The organism is Pseudomonas sp. TMW22080, from assembly GCF_022496745.1.
GTDB lineage: Bacteria > Pseudomonadota > Gammaproteobacteria > Pseudomonadales > Pseudomonadaceae > Aquipseudomonas > Aquipseudomonas bubulae.
The window spans coordinates 115,881-133,191 of sequence record NZ_SCFF01000004.1; the positions used below are offsets into that span (position 1 = coordinate 115,881).

At 59.9% G+C, this 17,311-nt stretch carries 11 protein-coding genes and 1 riboswitch; of the genes, 4 read left to right on the top strand and 7 right to left on the bottom strand.

The window, feature by feature from the left end; translation table 11 throughout:
• The first annotated feature begins 110 nt into the window (after positions 1-110).
• Together EQV96_RS14735 and EQV96_RS14740 are read left to right on the top strand one after the other, a co-directional pair.
• Positions 111-662 (top strand): cytochrome b, encoded by a 552-nt coding sequence (locus EQV96_RS14735; protein WP_094999875.1) that lies wholly within the window; start codon positions 111-113, stop codon positions 660-662.
• A 32-nt stretch (positions 663-694) separates the two neighbouring features.
• A complete protein-coding gene (locus tag EQV96_RS14740) occupies positions 695-1,270 on the top strand; it encodes a YceI family protein (protein WP_094999874.1) in 576 nt (191 codons plus the stop codon).
• 159 nt (positions 1,271-1,429) lie between these two features.
• Here the strand turns inward: EQV96_RS14740 and EQV96_RS14745 are convergent, their stop codons facing one another.
• The 3 genes from EQV96_RS14745 to ahcY form a co-directional block, all read right to left on the bottom strand.
• Entirely contained in the window at positions 1,430-3,283 is a 1,854-nt protein-coding gene (locus EQV96_RS14745; RefSeq protein WP_094999873.1) for a DEAD/DEAH box helicase, read from the bottom strand.
• A 363-nt stretch (positions 3,284-3,646) separates the two neighbouring features.
• The gene (gene metF, locus EQV96_RS14750; protein ID WP_094999872.1) at positions 3,647-4,492 is read right to left on the bottom strand and encodes a methylenetetrahydrofolate reductase [NAD(P)H]; all 846 of its coding nucleotides are present in this window, start codon (positions 4,490-4,492) and stop codon (positions 3,647-3,649) included.
• A 102-nt stretch (positions 4,493-4,594) separates the two neighbouring features.
• Positions 4,595-6,004 carry an adenosylhomocysteinase gene (gene ahcY / locus EQV96_RS14755; protein ID WP_088378781.1) on the bottom strand — a complete coding sequence of 470 codons (1,410 nt, stop codon included), beginning with the start codon at positions 6,002-6,004 and terminating at the stop codon, positions 4,595-4,597.
• Positions 6,005-6,026: 22 nt separating this feature from the next.
• Positions 6,027-6,133: riboswitch (S-adenosyl-L-homocysteine riboswitch) on the bottom strand.
• A 195-nt stretch (positions 6,134-6,328) separates the two neighbouring features.
• Here ahcY and EQV96_RS14760 point away from each other — a divergent pair.
• Together EQV96_RS14760 and EQV96_RS14765 are read left to right on the top strand one after the other, a co-directional pair.
• The gene (locus EQV96_RS14760) at positions 6,329-6,730 is read left to right on the top strand and encodes a hotdog domain-containing protein (protein ID WP_016782518.1); all 402 of its coding nucleotides are present in this window, start codon (positions 6,329-6,331) and stop codon (positions 6,728-6,730) included.
• A gap of 172 nt (positions 6,731-6,902) precedes the next feature.
• Positions 6,903-7,754 (top strand): formate/nitrite transporter family protein, encoded by an 852-nt coding sequence (locus EQV96_RS14765; protein WP_094999871.1) that lies wholly within the window; start codon positions 6,903-6,905, stop codon positions 7,752-7,754.
• A 7-nt stretch (positions 7,755-7,761) separates the two neighbouring features.
• Here the strand turns inward: EQV96_RS14765 and EQV96_RS14770 are convergent, their stop codons facing one another.
• The 4 genes from EQV96_RS14770 to EQV96_RS14785 form a co-directional block, all read right to left on the bottom strand.
• Positions 7,762-8,379, bottom strand: a complete 618-nt coding sequence (locus EQV96_RS14770) for a hemolysin III family protein (protein WP_094999870.1) — start codon at positions 8,377-8,379, stop codon at positions 7,762-7,764.
• Positions 8,380-8,885: 506 nt separating this feature from the next.
• A complete protein-coding gene (locus tag EQV96_RS14775) occupies positions 8,886-9,338 on the bottom strand; it encodes a chemotaxis protein CheW (RefSeq protein ID WP_094999869.1) in 453 nt (150 codons plus the stop codon).
• On the bottom strand, positions 9,331-15,207 hold the full coding sequence (locus EQV96_RS14780; protein ID WP_240882156.1) for an Hpt domain-containing protein: 5,877 nt from the start codon (positions 15,205-15,207) through the stop codon (positions 9,331-9,333). The genes EQV96_RS14775 and EQV96_RS14780 overlap by 8 nt, the downstream gene beginning before the upstream one ends.
• A 27-nt stretch (positions 15,208-15,234) precedes the next feature.
• Positions 15,235-17,292 carry a methyl-accepting chemotaxis protein gene (locus tag EQV96_RS14785; RefSeq protein WP_094999867.1) on the bottom strand — a complete coding sequence of 686 codons (2,058 nt, stop codon included), beginning with the start codon at positions 17,290-17,292 and terminating at the stop codon, positions 15,235-15,237.
• Positions 17,293-17,311: the final 19 nt, after the last annotated feature.

Genomic DNA, 17,311 nt, shown 5'->3' on the forward strand with positions numbered 1-17,311 from the left:
GACTCTCAGGCTTCAGATCGTATTTATCGATAGCTTGCAGCAATAAAATGCGCTTTCAATCGATAGGTAAACCATTAGTCTTAGACCCAAGTTCCTACAGGATGTTGGTCATGCAGCTACGTAACTCTTCTTCTCGCTATGGTGCCGTCAGCATCTTCATGCACTGGTCTGTTGCGTTGGCGGTGTTCGGGTTGTTCGCACTGGGGTTGTGGATGGTCGGTCTGGACTATTACAGCCCTTGGCGCAAAGAGGCGCCTGACCTGCATAAAAGCATTGGTCTGACGCTATTCGCTGTAATGCTGCTACGCGTTGTATGGATCTGGTTCAGCCCGGCACCACCGGCACTGGCCAGTTACAGCCGTGCAACACGAATCGGTGCCAAACTCGGGCATGGTTTTTTGTATCTGGGTTTGTTTGCCGTGATGATCGCCGGCTACCTGATTTCCACCTCTGAAGGCGTGGGTATTCCGGTTTTCGGCCTGTTTGAAGTCCCTGCACTGATTTCCAACCTGCCTGACCAGGCTGATGTAGCGGGTGTCGTGCATCTTTACCTGGCATGGGCCGTGGTCATTTTTGCAGGGCTTCATGGTCTGGTTGCTTTGAAACACCACTTTATCGATCGTGATGCGACCCTGAACCGTATGCTGGGGCGCAAAGCCTGATGCTCAACCTCAACTCAAAAGGAATAGAACGCATGTTGAAAAAGACCCTCGCTGCGCTGGCTCTCGGAACCGCAATGCTGACCGCAGGTCAGGCCATGGCGGCTGACTACACCATCGACAAAGAAGGCCAGCACGCCTTTATCGACTGGAAAGTCAGCCACCTGGGCTTCAGCTTCATTCACGGTACTTTCAAGGACTGGAGCGGTACGTTCTCGTGGGACGCAGCCAAACCTGCCGACAGCAAGATTGACGTGACCCTGAAAACCGCCAGCCTGTTTTCCAACCACGCCGAACGTGACAAGCATATCGCCAGCAAAGATTTCCTGGACGTGAGCAAGTACCCGGAAGCGACCTTCAAGTCGACCAAGGTTGTGCCGACTGGCGACAACACAGCTGACGTAACCGGTGACCTGACCCTGCACGGTGTGACCAAGCCTGTAACCTTCAAGGCAACGTTCAACGGCGAAGGCAAGGATCCGTGGGGCGGCGAACGTGCTGGCTTCAACGCGACCACCACCATCAACCTGCAGGATTTCGGCATCAAGTCCCCAAGCAAGGACCAGACCCTGAGCCTGGATATCTCGCTGGAAGGCGTAAAGGCCAAGTAATAGCGCTTTTAAACGGCTAAAAAAAACGCCCCGGCTTGTGAGAGCCGGGGCGTTTTTTTGTGTGCTGTCGTAGGAGCGGGCTTGCTCGCGATTGGATTGCCTCGGTGCAGCCGTTAACCCGAAGTACCTGAATCGCGAGCAAGCCCGCTCCCACAATTTTTAGCGGTTACGCGTCAGCAGCGCTGGCTTCTCGCCACGCGGGCGGTTCGGCAGTTGATCGAGCTGCTCAGGCGTCGGGAAGCGATCGCTTTTCGACTCTTTGTGCATGATCTTCGGCTGGTTCTCGCGTGGGCCTTTAACCGCTGGCTCTTGACGGGCATCGTCACGGGCCGGGCGGTTTTCGCGACGGGCCTGGCCGTCACGCGGAGCGCCACTGCGTGGACCGCTGCGCTTGGCAGGCGGAGTGCCAGTGCTGGCACCGCTACCGGTACGCGGACCGTTCTGACGGCCACCGGTACGACCCGCTGGCGCAGCGCCAGTGCCTGCGCCCTGGGCCGGAGCCCCCGGGCGACGGCCACGGCTCTGGTTGTTCTTGTTCTGGTACGGGCTGACGTAATCAGCGCGGTTACCAAAGTTATCCACATCGTCATCACGGAACTCGTCCGGCGCACGATTGGCGTCGGCACGCGGGGTTGGCTGACGCTGTTCACGGGCAGGCTGAGCTTCGCGCGGCTTTTGCTCACGAGCTGGACGCTCGCTGCGAGCAGCTGCCGGCTTTTCTTTGCTCTTTTCCTTGCCCTTGTCTTTACGACCGCCGCCACCGCCCGGGTTACCCGGACCGTCGCCACGCGGGCCGCGCGGCGGGTTGCGCGGGTTACGCACATCCGGACGCTCGCGTACTTCAGGCTTTTCAGCTTCAACCGTGCTCGAGTCAAAACCCATCAGGTCGCCATCGGCGATTTTCTGTTTGGTCATGCGCTCGATGCTTTTCAGCAGTTTTTCTTCGTCCGGCGCTACCAGCGAGATCGCCTCGCCCGAACGACCGGCACGGCCAGTACGGCCGATACGGTGAACGTAATCTTCGTCGACGTTTGGCAGCTCGAAGTTGACCACATGCGGCAGCTGGTCGATGTCCAGGCCACGAGCGGCAATGTCGGTCGCTACCAGAATGCGTACGGTACCGGCCTTGAAGTCTGCCAGGGCTTTGGTGCGCGCGTTCTGGCTCTTGTTACCGTGGATGGCCACAGCGCTGAGGCCGTGCTTGTCCAGGTACTCGGCCAGGCGGTTTGCACCGTGCTTGGTACGGGTGAAGACCAGAACCTGTTCCCAGGCGCCAGCGGTGATCAGGTGCGCCAGCAAGGCACGCTTGTGCGTGGCAGGCAGACGGAACACGCGTTGCTCGATACGCTCGACCGTGGTGTTCGGTGGCGTTACTTCGATGCGTTCCGGGTTGCGCAGCAGCTTGCCAGCCAGATCGGTGATGTCCTTGGAGAACGTCGCCGAAAACAGCAGGTTTTGACGCTTGGCCGGCAGACGAGCGAGGACTTTTTTCACGTCATGGACAAAGCCCATGTCGAGCATACGGTCGGCTTCGTCGAGTACCAGGATTTCAACGTGGGACAGGTCAACACTGCCTTGACCGGCCAGGTCGAGCAAACGACCGGGGCAGGCAACCAGTACGTCAACACCACGGGCCAGGGCCTGAACCTGCGGGTTGGTACCCACACCGCCAAAAACACAGGCGCTCACGAACTTCAGGTCGCGGGCATAGAGCTTGAAGCTCTCATGCACCTGGGCGGCGAGTTCGCGGGTAGGCGTCAGGACCAGCACGCGTGGTTGGCGTGGGCCGTGGCGCTGGGATTTGTCCGGGTGGCCATTGGGAAACAGCTTTTCCAGAATCGGAAGAGCGAAGCCACCGGTTTTACCAGTACCTGTCTGTGCCGCAACCATCAGGTCGCGACCTTGCAACACGGCGGGAATGGCCCGCTGTTGCACCGGAGTAGGCTCGGTATAGCCCGCAGCTTCAATGGCGCGGACTAAAGCCTCGGAGAGACCGAGGGAAGCAAAGGACATGAGAAATCCTGTTCTAGTTAGGGCTTGGCCCAAAGGGATAGTCTTGCCTGGCGTGAATGGCGTTTAAGATGACGCAATCCCGTCCGGTCCTGCTCCAGTCCTGAAGGCCCATTCATGCCGCTCGCGCTGGCTGAGAGCTGCGCCGTAACGGGAGGTTGAATGCCTTGTACAAGGACGAGCGGCCGGGCGTAAGCCTGGCGGAAAAACCGGAGTATAACAGAGCAATCACGACGCGCCGATTTCATGCTGCCCAACGGCTTTAAACCCATGTGGGAGCGGGCTTGCTCGCGATGCATACGACGCGCATCCCTTGACGGACCGCAGCGATGCCATCGCGGGCAAGCCCGCTCTTACAAAGGCAGATCAGCGCGGCAGCTTGAGGTTGTTCCAGATCGCCAGGCTCGGATCAGCCTGGTTCAGGGTGTAGAAGTGCAACCCCGGGGCGCCGCCGTCGAGCAGGCGTTCGCACATTTCGCTGATGACCTGCTCACCAAATGCCTGGATGCTCTGCGTGTCATCGCCGTAGGCTTCAAGTTGCTTGCGGATCCAGCGCGGGATTTCAGCGCCACAGGCGTCAGAGAACCGCGCCAGCTTGCTGTAATTGGTGATCGGCATGATGCCCGGCACCACAGGAATCATCACTCCCGCTGCTTGTACGCGCTCGACAAAACGGAAGTAACTGTCGGCGTTGAAGAAGTACTGGGTGATGGCACTGTCAGCGCCAGCATGGGCCTTGCGCACGAAGTTGTTGATATCGTCTTCAAAGTTGCGCGCTTGCGGGTGCATTTCCGGGTAAGCCGCCACTTCGATATGGAAGTGGTCACCGGTTTCTTCACGAATGAAGCTCACCAGGTCATTGGCATAGCGCAGTTCGCCGCTGGCCATGCCCATGCCCGAAGGCAGGTCGCCACGCAGCGCAACGATGCGCTTGATGCCCGCGGCCTTGTACTGGGCCAGCAGGCCGCGCAAATCGGCCTTGCTGTCACCCACGCACGACAGGTGCGGAGCAGCAGGTACTTTTACTTCGCTCTCCAGTTGCAGCACGGTATTGATCGTGCGGTCACGGGTCGAGCCACCGGCACCGTAGGTGCAGGAAAAGAAATCCGGGTTGTAGGTCGCCAGCTGGCGAGCCGTGTTCATCAGTTTTTCATGTCCAGCATCGGTCTTGGTCGGGAAGAACTCGAAGCTGTAACGACGGTCTTGAGACATGGGAATACCCTGGCGTGCGCGAGGGGGGCATGGACAACCCCTGACGCTGAACTTTCACACAAAAAAAAGGCGGTCAGTGCAAGCCTGACCGCCTTTCTTTAATCAGTAACGGTAGGTTTCTGGCTTGAACGGGCCTTCGACGGTGACGCCGATGTAGTCAGCCTGTTGCTTGGTCAGTTGCGTTACAACGCCACCAAAACCACGAACCATTTCCAGGGCCACTTCTTCGTCCAGCTTCTTCGGCAGCACTTCTACGGTCAGACGCTCGGCTTGCAGTTCGGCTGGCAGGTCAGCGTACTTCTGGGCGAACAGGAAGATCTGCGCCAGTACCTGGTTGGCGAACGAACCGTCCATGATGCGGCTTGGGTGACCTGTGGCGTTGCCCAGGTTAACCAGACGGCCTTCAGCCAGCAGGATCAGGTAGTCATCGTTCTGTGGGTCGAATTCGCCCAGGCCAGTACGGTGAACCTTGTGAACCTGTGGCTTCACTTCTTCCCATGCCCAGTTTTTGCGCATGAAAGCGGTGTCGATTTCGTTGTCGAAGTGACCGATGTTGCACACCACAGCGCGTTTTTTCAGCGCGGCCAGCATGTTCTTGTCGCACACGTTGACGTTACCGGTGGTGGTCACGATCAGGTCGATCTTGCCCAGCAGCGCAGCGTCGATGCTGGCAGCGGTGCCATCGTTCTGGCCGTTGATGAACGGCGAAACCACTTCAAAACCGTCCATGCAGGCTTGCATGGCGCAGATCGGGTCAACTTCGGACACTTTAACGATCATGCCTTCCTGACGCAGGGACTGGGACGAACCCTTGCCCACGTCACCGTAGCCGATAACCAGTGCCTGCTTGCCGGACAGCAGGTGGTCAGTACCACGCTTGATGGCATCGTTCAGGCTGTGACGGCAGCCGTACTTGTTGTCGTTTTTGCTTTTGGTGACCGAGTCGTTCACGTTGATCGCAGGGATCATCAGCTCGCCTTTGGCCAGCATGTCCAGCAGACGGTGAACACCGGTGGTGGTTTCTTCAGTCACGCCGTGGATCTTTTTCAGCATGGCCGGGTATTTCTTGTGCAGCAGCTCGGTCAGGTCGCCGCCGTCGTCGAGGATCATGTTGGCATCCCATGGCTCGCCATCTTTAAGGATGGTTTGCTCCAGGCACCACTCGTACTCTTCTTCGGTTTCGCCTTTCCAGGCGAAAACCGGGATACCGGCAGCAGCGATAGCGGCAGCAGCCTGATCCTGAGTCGAGAAGATGTTGCACGACGACCAACGCACTTCGGCACCCAGGGCAACCAGGGTTTCGATCAGTACGGCAGTCTGGATGGTCATGTGGATGCAACCCAGAATCTTCGCGCCCTTGAGCGGTTGTTCTGCTGCATAACGGCGACGCAGGCCCATCAGGGCAGGCATTTCGGACTCGGCGATAAAGGTTTCGCGGCGGCCCCATTGGGCGAGGGACATATCGGCGACTTTAAAGTCGTTAAAACCTGCAGGCGTGTTTACAGCGCTCATCAAGAGCCTCCATTCGTTTAATCGCGAATGGGCGCCGTTGTGCGTTTAGTGCCTGCCCAGGGAGCCCTGAACAAACAACGCCCCATCCGAGCCTGACAGGTTGAACCTGCTGCAGCGCCCCTCGGACAGGTGGCGGGAACGGTACCGGGTAAAAATGACCGTTTTGAAGCGAGGGGCATTATAGCCATCCGCGCCGATGTTCCCAAGGATTTATCCACGGCATTTTGATTTGCCTAATCGAGACCATAGTCGAAGCTTAATAGAGCTGAATGCCGTGGTCTGACATCATGGTCGGCATCTAAGGCAAGACGGTCAGGAGCGAATATGAATTTTCACACCCGCAAATGGGTTAAACCCGAAGACCTCAACCCCAACGGCACCCTGTTCGGTGGCAGCCTGCTGCGCTGGATCGACGAAGAAGCCGCGATTTACGCCATCGTCCAGCTGGGCAACCAGCGTGTGGTGACCAAGTACATCTCCGAAATCAACTTCGTCAGTGCCTCGCGCCAGGGCGACATCATCGAACTGGGCATCACCGCCACCGAGTTTGGTCGCACCTCGATTACCCTGACCTGCGAAGTGCGCAACAAGATCACCCGCAAAAGCATCCTGACTGTGGACAAGATGGTTTTCGTCAACCTGGGTGAAGACGGCCTGCCGGCGCCGCACGGGCGTACCGAGATCAAATACGTCAAGGACCAGTTCCAGGATGACAGCCAGGCTTGATGCCTGGCTCCCGTAGCAGCTGCCGAAGGTCTGAAGGGAATTTTAACTGTGGGAGCGAGCAGGCTCGCTCCCACAGGGAGGGTTGACCGGCAACAGAGTATCTACAGGTCAAGAGTGAACAGCTACAGTCCATGCGTGTCGTACCTTCACACGCCTTCGGTTCTGGAGCCTTATGGACACTCAAAATTCAGGCAAAACCCCCAACCTGACGGCTGAAGAAAAGCACGAGGTCAGCAAAAACCAGCCACCGCGCGCCGCGGTGCTGCACGAAATCATCCGCCAGCAGGGCGATCTGGAACTGGAGCGCAGCATCGCCGCCCTGTTCTGGTCGGCACTGGCCGCCGGGCTGACCATGGGCCTGTCCCTTATGGCCATGGGCCTGCTCAACTCACGCCTGCCCGACGGCGACGGGTTCAAGGTCATCGCCAGCTTCGGTTATTGCGCAGGCTTTCTGGCGGTCATTCTCTCCCGCCAGCAACTGTTCACCGAAAACACCCTGACTGCCGTTCTGCCGATCATGAGCAAACCCACACTCAACAATTTCGGGCGGCTGCTGCGGCTGTGGGCGGTGGTGCTGGTGGGCAACCTGATGGGCACCCTGCTGGTGGCCTATGTGATGCTGCATTTGCCGATTTTCGACACGCAGACCGACAAGGCCTTTCTGGAAATCGGCCGCAAGGTCATGGAAAACGACGCCAGCCAGATGTTCGCCAAAGGCATTATCTCGGGCTGGATGATTGCCACCATGGTGTGGATGATCCCATCCATGGAAAGCGCCAAGATGTGGATCATCATCCTCATCACCTACCTGATGGCCCTGGGTGACTTCACCCATATCGTGGTCGGTACGGCCGAGGTGTCGTATCTGGTGTTTGCTGGCGAGTTGCCCTGGAAGGACTTCTGGCTGATCTTTGCCGGCCCCACCCTGGCCGGCAATATCATTGGTGGCAGTTTTATCTTCGCCCTGATCAGCCACGCGCAGATCCGCAGCGACACCCAGAAGCCCAAGCAGGAGGTTCAGTAGCCCCGAGTCAGATCACATAATGGGCGATGGCCACAAAGTGCAGCAGGCTGCCGGCGATCACAAACAGGTGCCAGATGCCGTGGGCATGGCGCAGACGGTGGTCGAGGGCAAAAAAGATGATCCCCACGGTATACATCACCCCGCCGGTGGCCAGCCATACAAAGCCTGCGGTACCCAGCGCTGCCAGCAAGGGCTTGACGGCCACCAGTACAATCCAGCCCATGACCGCGTAGATAACGATGGACAGGATGCGGGCTTCGGAGCGCGGTTTGATCTCTTGCAGCATGCCGATCACCGCCATTCCCCACACGATGCCAAACAACGACCAGCCCCAGGGGCCGTGCAGCGTGACCAGGCAAAACGGCGTGTAACTGCCGGCGATCAGCAGGTAAATGGAGAGATGATCGAACTTCTGCATGATCACCTTGGAGCGCCCGCGCACGCTGTGGTACACGGTGGATACGCTGTACAACAGCACCAGCGTGACACCATAAATGGCCACACTGACAATCTTCTGCGGGCTACCGTCCAGGCAGGCCATTACCAACAACCAGATACTGCCTATTGCTGCCGCCACGGCACCCACCAGATGGGTCCAGGCGTTGAGTTTTTCCCCGTGATACATGTGCAAGATCCTCAAGAGCCGATAGTGCGACTGTGTCACCTGGTTATGAGATAAGGGTCAGGGTTGCGAGGTTAAAGGGCAATGCGGCGTTCGTCGAGCAGGGCAACCTGTACCCACAGGTTTTGCAGTGTTCACCGAATTCGGGGCCTGCCACTGAACTCTGTGGGAGCGGGCTTGCTCGCGATAGCAGCACCGCGATTTATCTGACTGAGCGCATCGCAGGCAAGCCAGCTCCCACAGGTTTTGCAGTGTTCCCAGAATTCGGGGCCTACCACTGAACTCTGTGGGAGCGGGCTTGCTCGCGATAGCAGCACCGCGGTTTAACTGACTGACCGCATCGCCTGCATCGCAGGCAAGCCAGCTCCCACAGGTTTTGCAGTGTTCCCAGAATTCGGGGCCTGCCACGAAACTCTGTGGGAGCGGGCTTGCTCGCGATAGCAGCACCGCGGTTTAACTGACTGACCGCATCGCCTGCTCGCGAGCAAGCCAGCTCCCACACGTGCTGCTTAATCCGCGCTGCCCCGCACCAACCGTTCCAGCGCCAGCAAGTCCGGGATTTTCGCCACATGATCGCCCACCTGTACCGCCGCGCGCTCCAGCGGGCACAGCGGCACGTCGACAAAGCTCAACTGGCTATCGACCTTGTAGGAGCGCGGGATGCCCTGAATCACCATGGCCATGAATTTGAAATCCGGGTCACCACCCAGCGTGTTGAGGATGACGATCCGCGCCCGCTCACCGATCACCAGTGGCCCGCCGCATGCCGCTTCAAAGCTGATCAACGGCAGTTGGTGGTCGCGCCAGGTAATCTGGCGCAGGTGCCAGGGCGGGGAGTCGCTGCTGGGCTCGCCGCGCTGCCAGCCGATAAGCTCGGCAATGGCCACATTGGGCAGCAATAGATAGCGATCTGCTAGCGGCAGCAGCAAGCCGGTCAGGCTGCCCACGCGATGGTCAAGCATGGAAGTTGCTCCAGTAGGCAATGCGCTCCAGCAGCACGGACTCTTGATAAGGTTTGCCCAGGTAGTCGTTGACGCCAATGGCCATCGCCCGGTTCTGATGTTTTTGCCCGGTGCGCGAGGTGATCATGATGATCGGCAGGTCCTTGAGGCGCGGGTCGTTACGCACGCGGGTGGCCACTTCAAAACCGTCCATGCGCGGCATTTCAATGTCCAGCAGCATCAGGTCAGGGGTGTGCTCTTCCAGTACGCTCATGGCGTCGACCCCGTCCTTGGCCGTGATGACGTTCATGCCGTTGCGCTCCAGCAGGCGGCTGGTGACTTTGCGCACGGTGACCGAGTCGTCCACCACCAGTACCAGCGGCGGGCGCACGGCCGGGGTGAATTCCAGGGCGCCCACCGCCTCGTGCTGCGCCCGCTGCAACGGCTGACGCGCCTGATGGGCACGGATATAGGCCGGCAGGTCGAGGATCAGCACCACCCGCCCGTCCCCCAGAATGGTCGCGCCCGACAGGCCCTGTACCCCGGTAAATTGCGGGCCGAGGCTCTTGACCACAATCTCCCGCGAACCCAACAGCGCATCCACCTGCAACGCCACGCGCTGGTCCTGGCAATGCACCAGCAGCACCGGCAGCGAATGGCTTTCGCCCACCAGCTTGGGTTTGCCCACGGTTTGCAGCAACTCGCCCAGGTAACGCAGCTCGTAGGTTTGCCCACCGTAGTGATAAAGCGGCGGGTTGAGCTGGTAGTAGCCTTCCAGCTCGTTGGGCATGACGCGCACCACACCTTCAACGGTGTCGAGGGCAATGGCGTATTGTTCGTCTGCGCACTGCACCATCAAAGCCCGGTTGAGCGACACGCTGAAGGGCAGGCGAATCTGAAAATGCACGCCCTGGCCCGCCACCGAATCGATGGTCATGCTGCCGCCCAACTGGCGCACCTCTTCATGTACCACGTCCATGCCGACGCCACGCCCGGAGATCTGGGTGATTTTTTCGGCCGTGGAAAACCCGGGCTGCAGGATGAACTGCAGCACCTCACGGTCGCTGATGCTTGCTTCAGGGTTCAGCAAGCCACGCAGGATGGCTTTGCGGCGCACGGCTTCCAGCGGCACTCCCGCGCCATCGTCGTGCATGTCGAATACTACGTCGCCGCCTTCATAGGACAGTTCCAGGCTGATCAGCCCCTGCTCCGGCTTGCCGCTGGCATGGCGCACGTCGGCCGGTTCCAGGCCATGGTCGACGGCATTGCGCAGCATATGCTCCAGGGGCGCAACCATGCGTTCCAGAACGTTGCGATCGATCTCGGCTTCGGCATTGATCACGCTGAATTCAACCTGCTTGCCCAGCTCGCTGGCAACCTGGCGCACCACCCGTTTGAGGCGCGGCAATACGCGCTCGAACGGCACCATGCGCGTGCCCATCAGGCCCTCTTGCAATTGCGTGTTCACCCGCGCCTGTTTTTGCAGCAGCCCGTGGGCGTCCTGGTAGCGGGCCGTCAGGGTCGCCTTGAGGTCGAGCAGATCGGAAGCTGATTCGAACAGGGCTCGGGACAGCTGCTGCAGCAGGGAATGGCGGTCCATTTCCAGCGGGTCGAATTCGTCGTAGGCCACGCCATCGGCTTCGGTGTGCGCGCGGTTGTGCAGGCGACCCTGGGTTTCGATGTCGAGGCGCCGCAGTTGATCCTGCATCCGCTCAAGGGTGGTCTGCATCTCGTTGAGGGCGACCTGACCGTCGTTGACCTGCTGCTCCACACGCCCCCGAATGATCGAGGCTTCACCCGCCAGGTTGACCAGGTCTTCGAGCAGCTCGGCCGGAACCTTGAGGGTGTCCAGCCCGGTGCGCTCACCTTCGGGCACCGGTGCAGGCGCAGGCTCGGGCTTGACCGGGGTGGCAGGTGTCGGCCGGGCGTTACGCTCAATCTGGCGGATTTTCTCGATCAGCACCTGGGGCGAAGGCAGCGCCTGACCACTGCGCAGCGCGTCAAGCATTTGCGCAAGCTGGTCGTGGCAACGCTGCAGCAACACAAAGAGCCCATCACTGGGCGTGATGGCACCTACCGAAATATCCTCGAAAAGGGTTTCAAGCTCATGGGAAAAATCGCCAATCGCGGCGACCTCCACCATCCGCGCCCCGCCCTTGAGGGTATGCAGGTCGCGCAGCAGGTTTTCCACTTCAAGGTGGCTTTGCGGCTCGGCTTGCCAACGCGCCAGGGCCGCACCCGAGCTTTCGAGAATATCGAAGGCTTCTTCGAGGAAGATTTCCTGTAACTGCGGATCTTCATTGCTCGGTGGCGCTTGCGGGGCAACGCTGCCAGCATCAGGCAGGGCTGCACTGTAAAGACGAAAGCCGCGAATCGCCTCGATCAGTTCATAAGGCTCGCTCAACGTTTGCTTGTGCAGCAATTTTTCAAGCATCAGCGCCAGTTGCTCGTGGCTGCGCTCCAGCAGGCGAGCCAGTGCCGGACTGTCACTCAGGCGCCGGTCCAGCAAGCCTTCATACAAGTGTTCAAGCTCATGGGCCAGTTCAGCGATCGGTTCAATACCGGCCATGCGCGCCCCACCCTTGAGGGTGTGCAAATCGCGCTGCAAGGACGACAGCGACGCCAGGCTGTCGGGTGCACTGAGCCAGCGCTGCAAGGCCTGCGCGGCACTCTCGAGGATGTCCACCGCCTCTTCGAGAAAAATCTCGACGATTTCATCATCGATGTCCTCGTCCTGGCCTCCACCCAATTGCCTGGTGGCGGCCCCCAGCTCGGTAACCCGCCCGCCATCACCGCGAATCAGCCCTGTGGCGTCAGGCGCGAGCCCTTCGTGCAGCAGCGCGTGCAGGGTCTGGACCAACTGCGGCTGCGGGGTGATTTCCTGCCCTGCCGCCAACTGGTCGAGCATGTTGATCAGGGCTTCCTGGGCATCATCGGCCGCTTCGAAAAAACGCTCGCTGGGTGCCAGGCTGCTTTCTTCGACCGCGCCATAGAGGTCAAGCAGGGCTTCGCACAGCGCATCCATGGGCTGCAAGTCCAGCAGGTGGGCAGACTCACCCAGGGTGGTCAGCTGATCCAGCAGGCTGTCCAGGCCATCGCGTTCATGGGGGTTCTGGTGCCAGGTTTTAAGCAGCTCCTGGGCATCGAACAGAATATCCATGCTCTCGGCCAGAAACTCGGCAATGCGCTGCGGGTCACGCCTGGCCACCCAACTGCTTGCAGGGCTATTGAGCAGGGTATCCAGGCGGCTGGCGATCAGTTGCTCGGTGCGCTCGATCAGTGAGCGCGCACCCTGGATCTCGGCCAGCGGGTCGCTATCCAGTTGCTTGAGCCCCGCATGCAGCAGGGTGTCAGCTTCCAGCAGCAGGTCGATTTCATCCTCCCCCAGGGCAAGCGTGTGTGCCTTGTATTCACGCACCAGATGGTCCAACGGCGCGGCCAGTTCAGCCATGGGCATCACGCCTGCCATATGTGCGCTGCCTTTGAGGGTGTGCACGGCCAGTTGCAAATCGTCACTGGCCTGCAGCGGCATGTGTGCACGGGCCTGGTCCAGAAAACGGTCAAGGCGCTCAAGGTGGGCTTGTGCTTCCTGACGGAAGATATCCAGCAACTGTGGATCGAAATTGCCGGCGTCCTGGGCAATCAACAGTGGTTGCGGCTCGCCTTGGGCCAGGTGCTGCGCGCGTGCGGCCAGTTGGTCGACGTCTTCGCGTTGACGCTGGCTTTGTTCGGCAAAGGCCTGAATCAGTTCGGGCAGCATGGCCATAACGTCTTCAAGCAGTTGGAAGATCTGCGCAGACGGCGCCACGCTACGCTCAATCACCCGGTTGAGCAGGTTTTCGACCGCCCACGCCAGCTCTGCCAGCACCAGCGCACGCACCATGCGCCCGCTGCCCTTGAGGGTATGGAAGCCGCGCCGCAACTCGGCCAGCGCAACACTGTCCGCCGGGTCGGCGACCCATTGCGGCAGGCTGTCGTGCAGGCTGATCAGGACTTCGTCCGTTTCTTCGAGAAAGACTTCCAGCAGTTCTTCGTCCAGCGGCGCTTCATCCACGGGTGGCGGTAGCAAACTGGCAGGCATGTGTTGCGCCGGAGGATTGAGCGCCGACAGCGGGCTGGCCAGTACATCGGCCAGGCCAGGCGCCTGCAGGTCCGGCATCAGCGATTGCTCTTGGCCGCCAGGCCTATCATCGGACAATGGCACGGGATGCGTCGCCGGCGCGTAACCCAGTGCAGCCAGGCTGTTTTCGGCCCGATCCAGCACCTGCTCGCTCGAAGCACCAGGGTCCTGGGCCAGGCGTTCCAGGTAATACTCAATGCTGATCAACGCATCGGCCAAGTGATCAAGTTGCTCGTGCGCGGGGTGATCAGACCCTTGCAGCACGCGCTCACGCAAATATTCATTGCAGGCTTGCAGCAAACTGGCCGCGCGATTCAGGGGAATCATCGCCAGCGCCCCGCGGATTTGCGTCAACAGCGCAGGCACGGACTGCAAGTGCTGGCGGTCGTACTCGGCCGCCAGATAATCGCCGATCAGGTCTTTGACTTCTTCAAGGCCGATGCGGGCTTCCTTGATCACCAACTGGTGAATCTGCATCAGGTCAGTGGTGGGCAACCGGCTTTCTTCACGCAGCGAGGGCTCGACGCTGCCGACCATACCGGCCAGGGTGGCCTCGACATAAAGCAGGGCCGAAGCCACATCCATCAACACCGCATCGGTGGGTTCGCGCTGGCCCTGGGCCAGGCTTTGCAACACCGCCAGTTGATCAATGATGACTTTACGCGGTTGCCCGAACCCCAGTACGGCCAGGGTGTCAGCGATCTGACGCAGTGGCGCCATCAGGCTGCTCAGTTCCGAGACATGCAGGCGATCACTGCGTACAAACAGGTCGAGGCGTTCCTTGACCCGCACCAGTTCTTCGCACAACGCCGCCACCACCGAGCGCATGGCATCCCGGTCAGGGCCGGCCAACCGCGCCCGCTCCTCGTCGACCATCGCCGCATCGGGCATGGCCTGATCCAGTTCGTAGTGGTTTTTCAGCGCGAGCATTTTCGTGGTCGGATGCTCGGCCTTGGCAATATAAAACAGCAGGCTGGTCAGCAGGTCTTCGGGGGCAGGATGGTTGATGGCCTCGATGCCCTGTGCCAGCAGGCGCTTGAGTTCCTTGTCGGATTTTTTCAGCAGGCTGCGCAGGGCCGGGCTGTTGGGTACCCGACCTTTAAGCATGCCGTCGATCAGTGCAGCGGCAATTTTCCACAAGGCGTTGAGCGGTGCTCCCTGGCAAATGCCTTGCAGTTGCGCGAACACCGCGGCCATTTTTTCCAGGTTGGCCTGCACCGCTTCACCGCGGCGCAAAGCCAGGAACGCGGCCTGCAGGGTGTGGCGCATCACGCGCAGCTGGCTCGGCAAGTCAGCAGGTGCCAGCCGGGCTAGGGCGGCCTCATCCAGGGCGGGCAACACCTGCAAGGGCGGGCTGAACAGGCTGGTTTCCGAGAGCAGGGCCTGGCCACGGGCGCTGCGCAAATCGTTGAGCAACGGCAACACCACCAGGGGCCAGTCGCGCCGGGCACTGTGGACGCGGTCCAGATACAACGGCAATTGGCTGAACGCTTGCTGCAGCAGGCGCAGTGCTTCGTCGACCTGGCTGACGCGGCCCTCCTGCAGGGCAATCACCAGTTGCTCCATCTCTTCGGCCAGCAAAGCCGCGCCATAGAATTCAACCATCAGCAAACTGCCATGCACCTGATGAATGCAATCCAGGCACTGTTCCAGCACGTCGGCGGCTGGCCGCTGGGCATAGGCGTCCAGCGCCACTCGGGCCTGTTTCAGGGTATGGGCAATTTCGCCTTTGACCCATTCAAGGGCCACATAGTCGTGCCGGTCAACCATAACGACTCCAGTCAGAATTGCAGCGCATTACTGTGGCTCATGGTCTTTGGACGGAGCAGGCAAAGTAAAACCGGACACCGAGCGCCGCAGCTGGCTGGCCATTTTGGCCAGATTGCCGATGCTTTCGGCGGTCGCCGTGGAGCCGGACGAGGTCTGATTGGTGATTTGCTGAATGACACTCATGGTCAGGGAAATCTGCGCCGCCGAAGTGGTCTGCTTTTGTGCGGCATTGGAGATACTTTGAATCAGGTCTGCCAGGTTTTGCGACACCCCTTCGATCTCTTCCAGCGCCACGCCAGCGTCATGGGCCAGACGGGCACCGCGCACCACTTCGGTAGTGGTTTGCTCCATCGAAATCACGGCCTCGTTGGTATCGGCCTGAATGGCCCGCACCAGGGTTTCGATTTGCCGCGTCGCCGCCGATGAGCGCTCGGCCAGGCGCTGCACTTCGTCGGCCACCACGGCAAAGCCGCGCCCGGCATCACCGGCCATCGAGGCCTGAATGGCAGCGTTGAGCGCCAAAATATTGGTCTGATCGGCAATATCATCAATCAGGCTGACGATATCGCCGATTTCCTGTGAGGACTCGCCAAGACGCTTGATTCGCTTGGCGGTGTCCTGGATCTGATCGCGAATATTGTCCATGCCGCGAATGGTGTTATGAACCACTTCATTGCCCTTGTTGGCAATCGCTACGGAACGCTCGGCAACCGCCGAAGATTCGGAAGCGTTGGCCGATACCTCGTCGATCGAATGGGCCATTTCCTGGATCGCCCCGGAGGCCTCGGCAATCTGCTGGGCCTGATGCTCGGAAGCTTCGGCAAGCTGCATGGCGGTGGCCTGGGTTTCCTGTACCGCTGCCGCCACCTGGCCTGCTGTCAGGTTGATGGTGGCCACCAGTTCACGCAGCTGGTCGATGGAGTAATTGATCGAGTCGGCGATGGCACCGGTGAAATCTTCGGTCACCGAGGCGGTCACCGTCAGGTCGCCGTCCGCCAGATCGGCAATCTCGTCAAGCAAGCGCATGATCGCGTTCTGGTTTCGCTCGTTCTTTTCCGCCGTCTCGCGCAATTGGCGATTGGTTTCGCGCACCATCACCAGGCCGATCAAGATAATCGATGCCAGTGCCAGCAAGCCCAGAACATAACCGCCGATGATATCCAGCGAGCGCCCGCTGGCGAGGTTTTCAAAACCATTGGCCAGGGTCGAGGCTTCATCGAGGAGGGTTTGCGACAGGCTGAAAATGTTGTTTGCCGCTTCGCGCACATGGAACAGTTGCGGCGAGGTTTCAAGGATTTCATCCACCGTACCGGACACAAACTGGAACAGCTCGGAAATCTCCTGCAAGCGGGCGCGGGCATCCTTGTCTTCAACCTGGGTAATTCTCATCCCTTCATTGCCTTCGAGCATGCCGTTGAGCACCAGCCCGAAGCGGTTGGCATCACGGCCAAAGGCACCGGCGGCCTGGGCAGCGTTTTCGTCACCGGCCAGCACGGTATTGACCGCACCCAGAATACGCTCGGCCAACAAGGACTGGCGCTGGGCCAGAGCTACCTGGCTGGCAGGGGCGCCTCGCTGCAAGAGAATTTCGACGACTTTTTCGTATTCAACCTGCAACTGCGGCACGGTCTCGGCCAGGGTTGCAGCCACCTGATGCAGCGACAGCACGGTTTGTTCGCTGGCCAGAATGGCGTTGACGTTGTTGAGCAGCAGCTCCCAGTCACGTTGCACCGCCTGCATTTCTTTATGTACGGCTGCAGGAGCAGGAGGCAGGCCGGTGGCCGGGTCGCCTTTTCTCAGATAACCCCAGCGCTGGCTGAAATCATTGCGCGCATCAATCAGCAACTTGAATGCGGCGGCTTTGCCGGCAGCGGCCTCGGTGGCGTTTTTGGCGATACGCTGGGACAGCACCCGCAACTCACCTGCGTGGCTGATGTACTGCTTGTCGTAGTTGGACTGGGTATTGAGGTAAGCAAAGTTGGCGAATAACAGCATGATGAACACGATCAGGGCGATAAAAAGCACGATGATCTGCGAACGACTGCGCGACCCTTCCAGTGGTTTAGCGGTATTGGCTGTGGTCATCGATCAGGTCCCGAAATCC

What these genes read in the sequence shown, in the direction of transcription:
- EQV96_RS14745 (WP_094999873.1), bottom strand. Translation starts at nt 3,283, where the DNA reads ATGTCCTTTGCTTCCCTCGGTCTCTCCGAGGCTTTAGTCCGCGCCATT.
- EQV96_RS14765 (WP_094999871.1), top strand. Translation starts at nt 6,903, where the DNA reads ATGGACACTCAAAATTCAGGCAAAACCCCCAACCTGACGGCTGAAGAA.
- EQV96_RS14770 (WP_094999870.1), bottom strand. Translation starts at nt 8,379, where the DNA reads ATGTATCACGGGGAAAAACTCAACGCCTGGACCCATCTGGTGGGTGCC.
- metF (WP_094999872.1), bottom strand. Translation starts at nt 4,492, where the DNA reads ATGTCTCAAGACCGTCGTTACAGCTTCGAGTTCTTCCCGACCAAGACC.
- EQV96_RS14735 (WP_094999875.1), top strand. Translation starts at nt 111, where the DNA reads ATGCAGCTACGTAACTCTTCTTCTCGCTATGGTGCCGTCAGCATCTTC.
- EQV96_RS14760 (WP_016782518.1), top strand. Translation starts at nt 6,329, where the DNA reads ATGAATTTTCACACCCGCAAATGGGTTAAACCCGAAGACCTCAACCCC.
- EQV96_RS14775 (WP_094999869.1), bottom strand. Translation starts at nt 9,338, where the DNA reads ATGCTTGACCATCGCGTGGGCAGCCTGACCGGCTTGCTGCTGCCGCTA.
- EQV96_RS14780 (WP_240882156.1), bottom strand. Translation starts at nt 15,207, where the DNA reads ATGGTTGACCGGCACGACTATGTGGCCCTTGAATGGGTCAAAGGCGAA.
- ahcY (WP_088378781.1), bottom strand. Translation starts at nt 6,004, where the DNA reads ATGAGCGCTGTAAACACGCCTGCAGGTTTTAACGACTTTAAAGTCGCC.
- EQV96_RS14740 (WP_094999874.1), top strand. Translation starts at nt 695, where the DNA reads ATGTTGAAAAAGACCCTCGCTGCGCTGGCTCTCGGAACCGCAATGCTG.
- EQV96_RS14785 (WP_094999867.1), bottom strand. Translation starts at nt 17,292, where the DNA reads ATGACCACAGCCAATACCGCTAAACCACTGGAAGGGTCGCGCAGTCGT.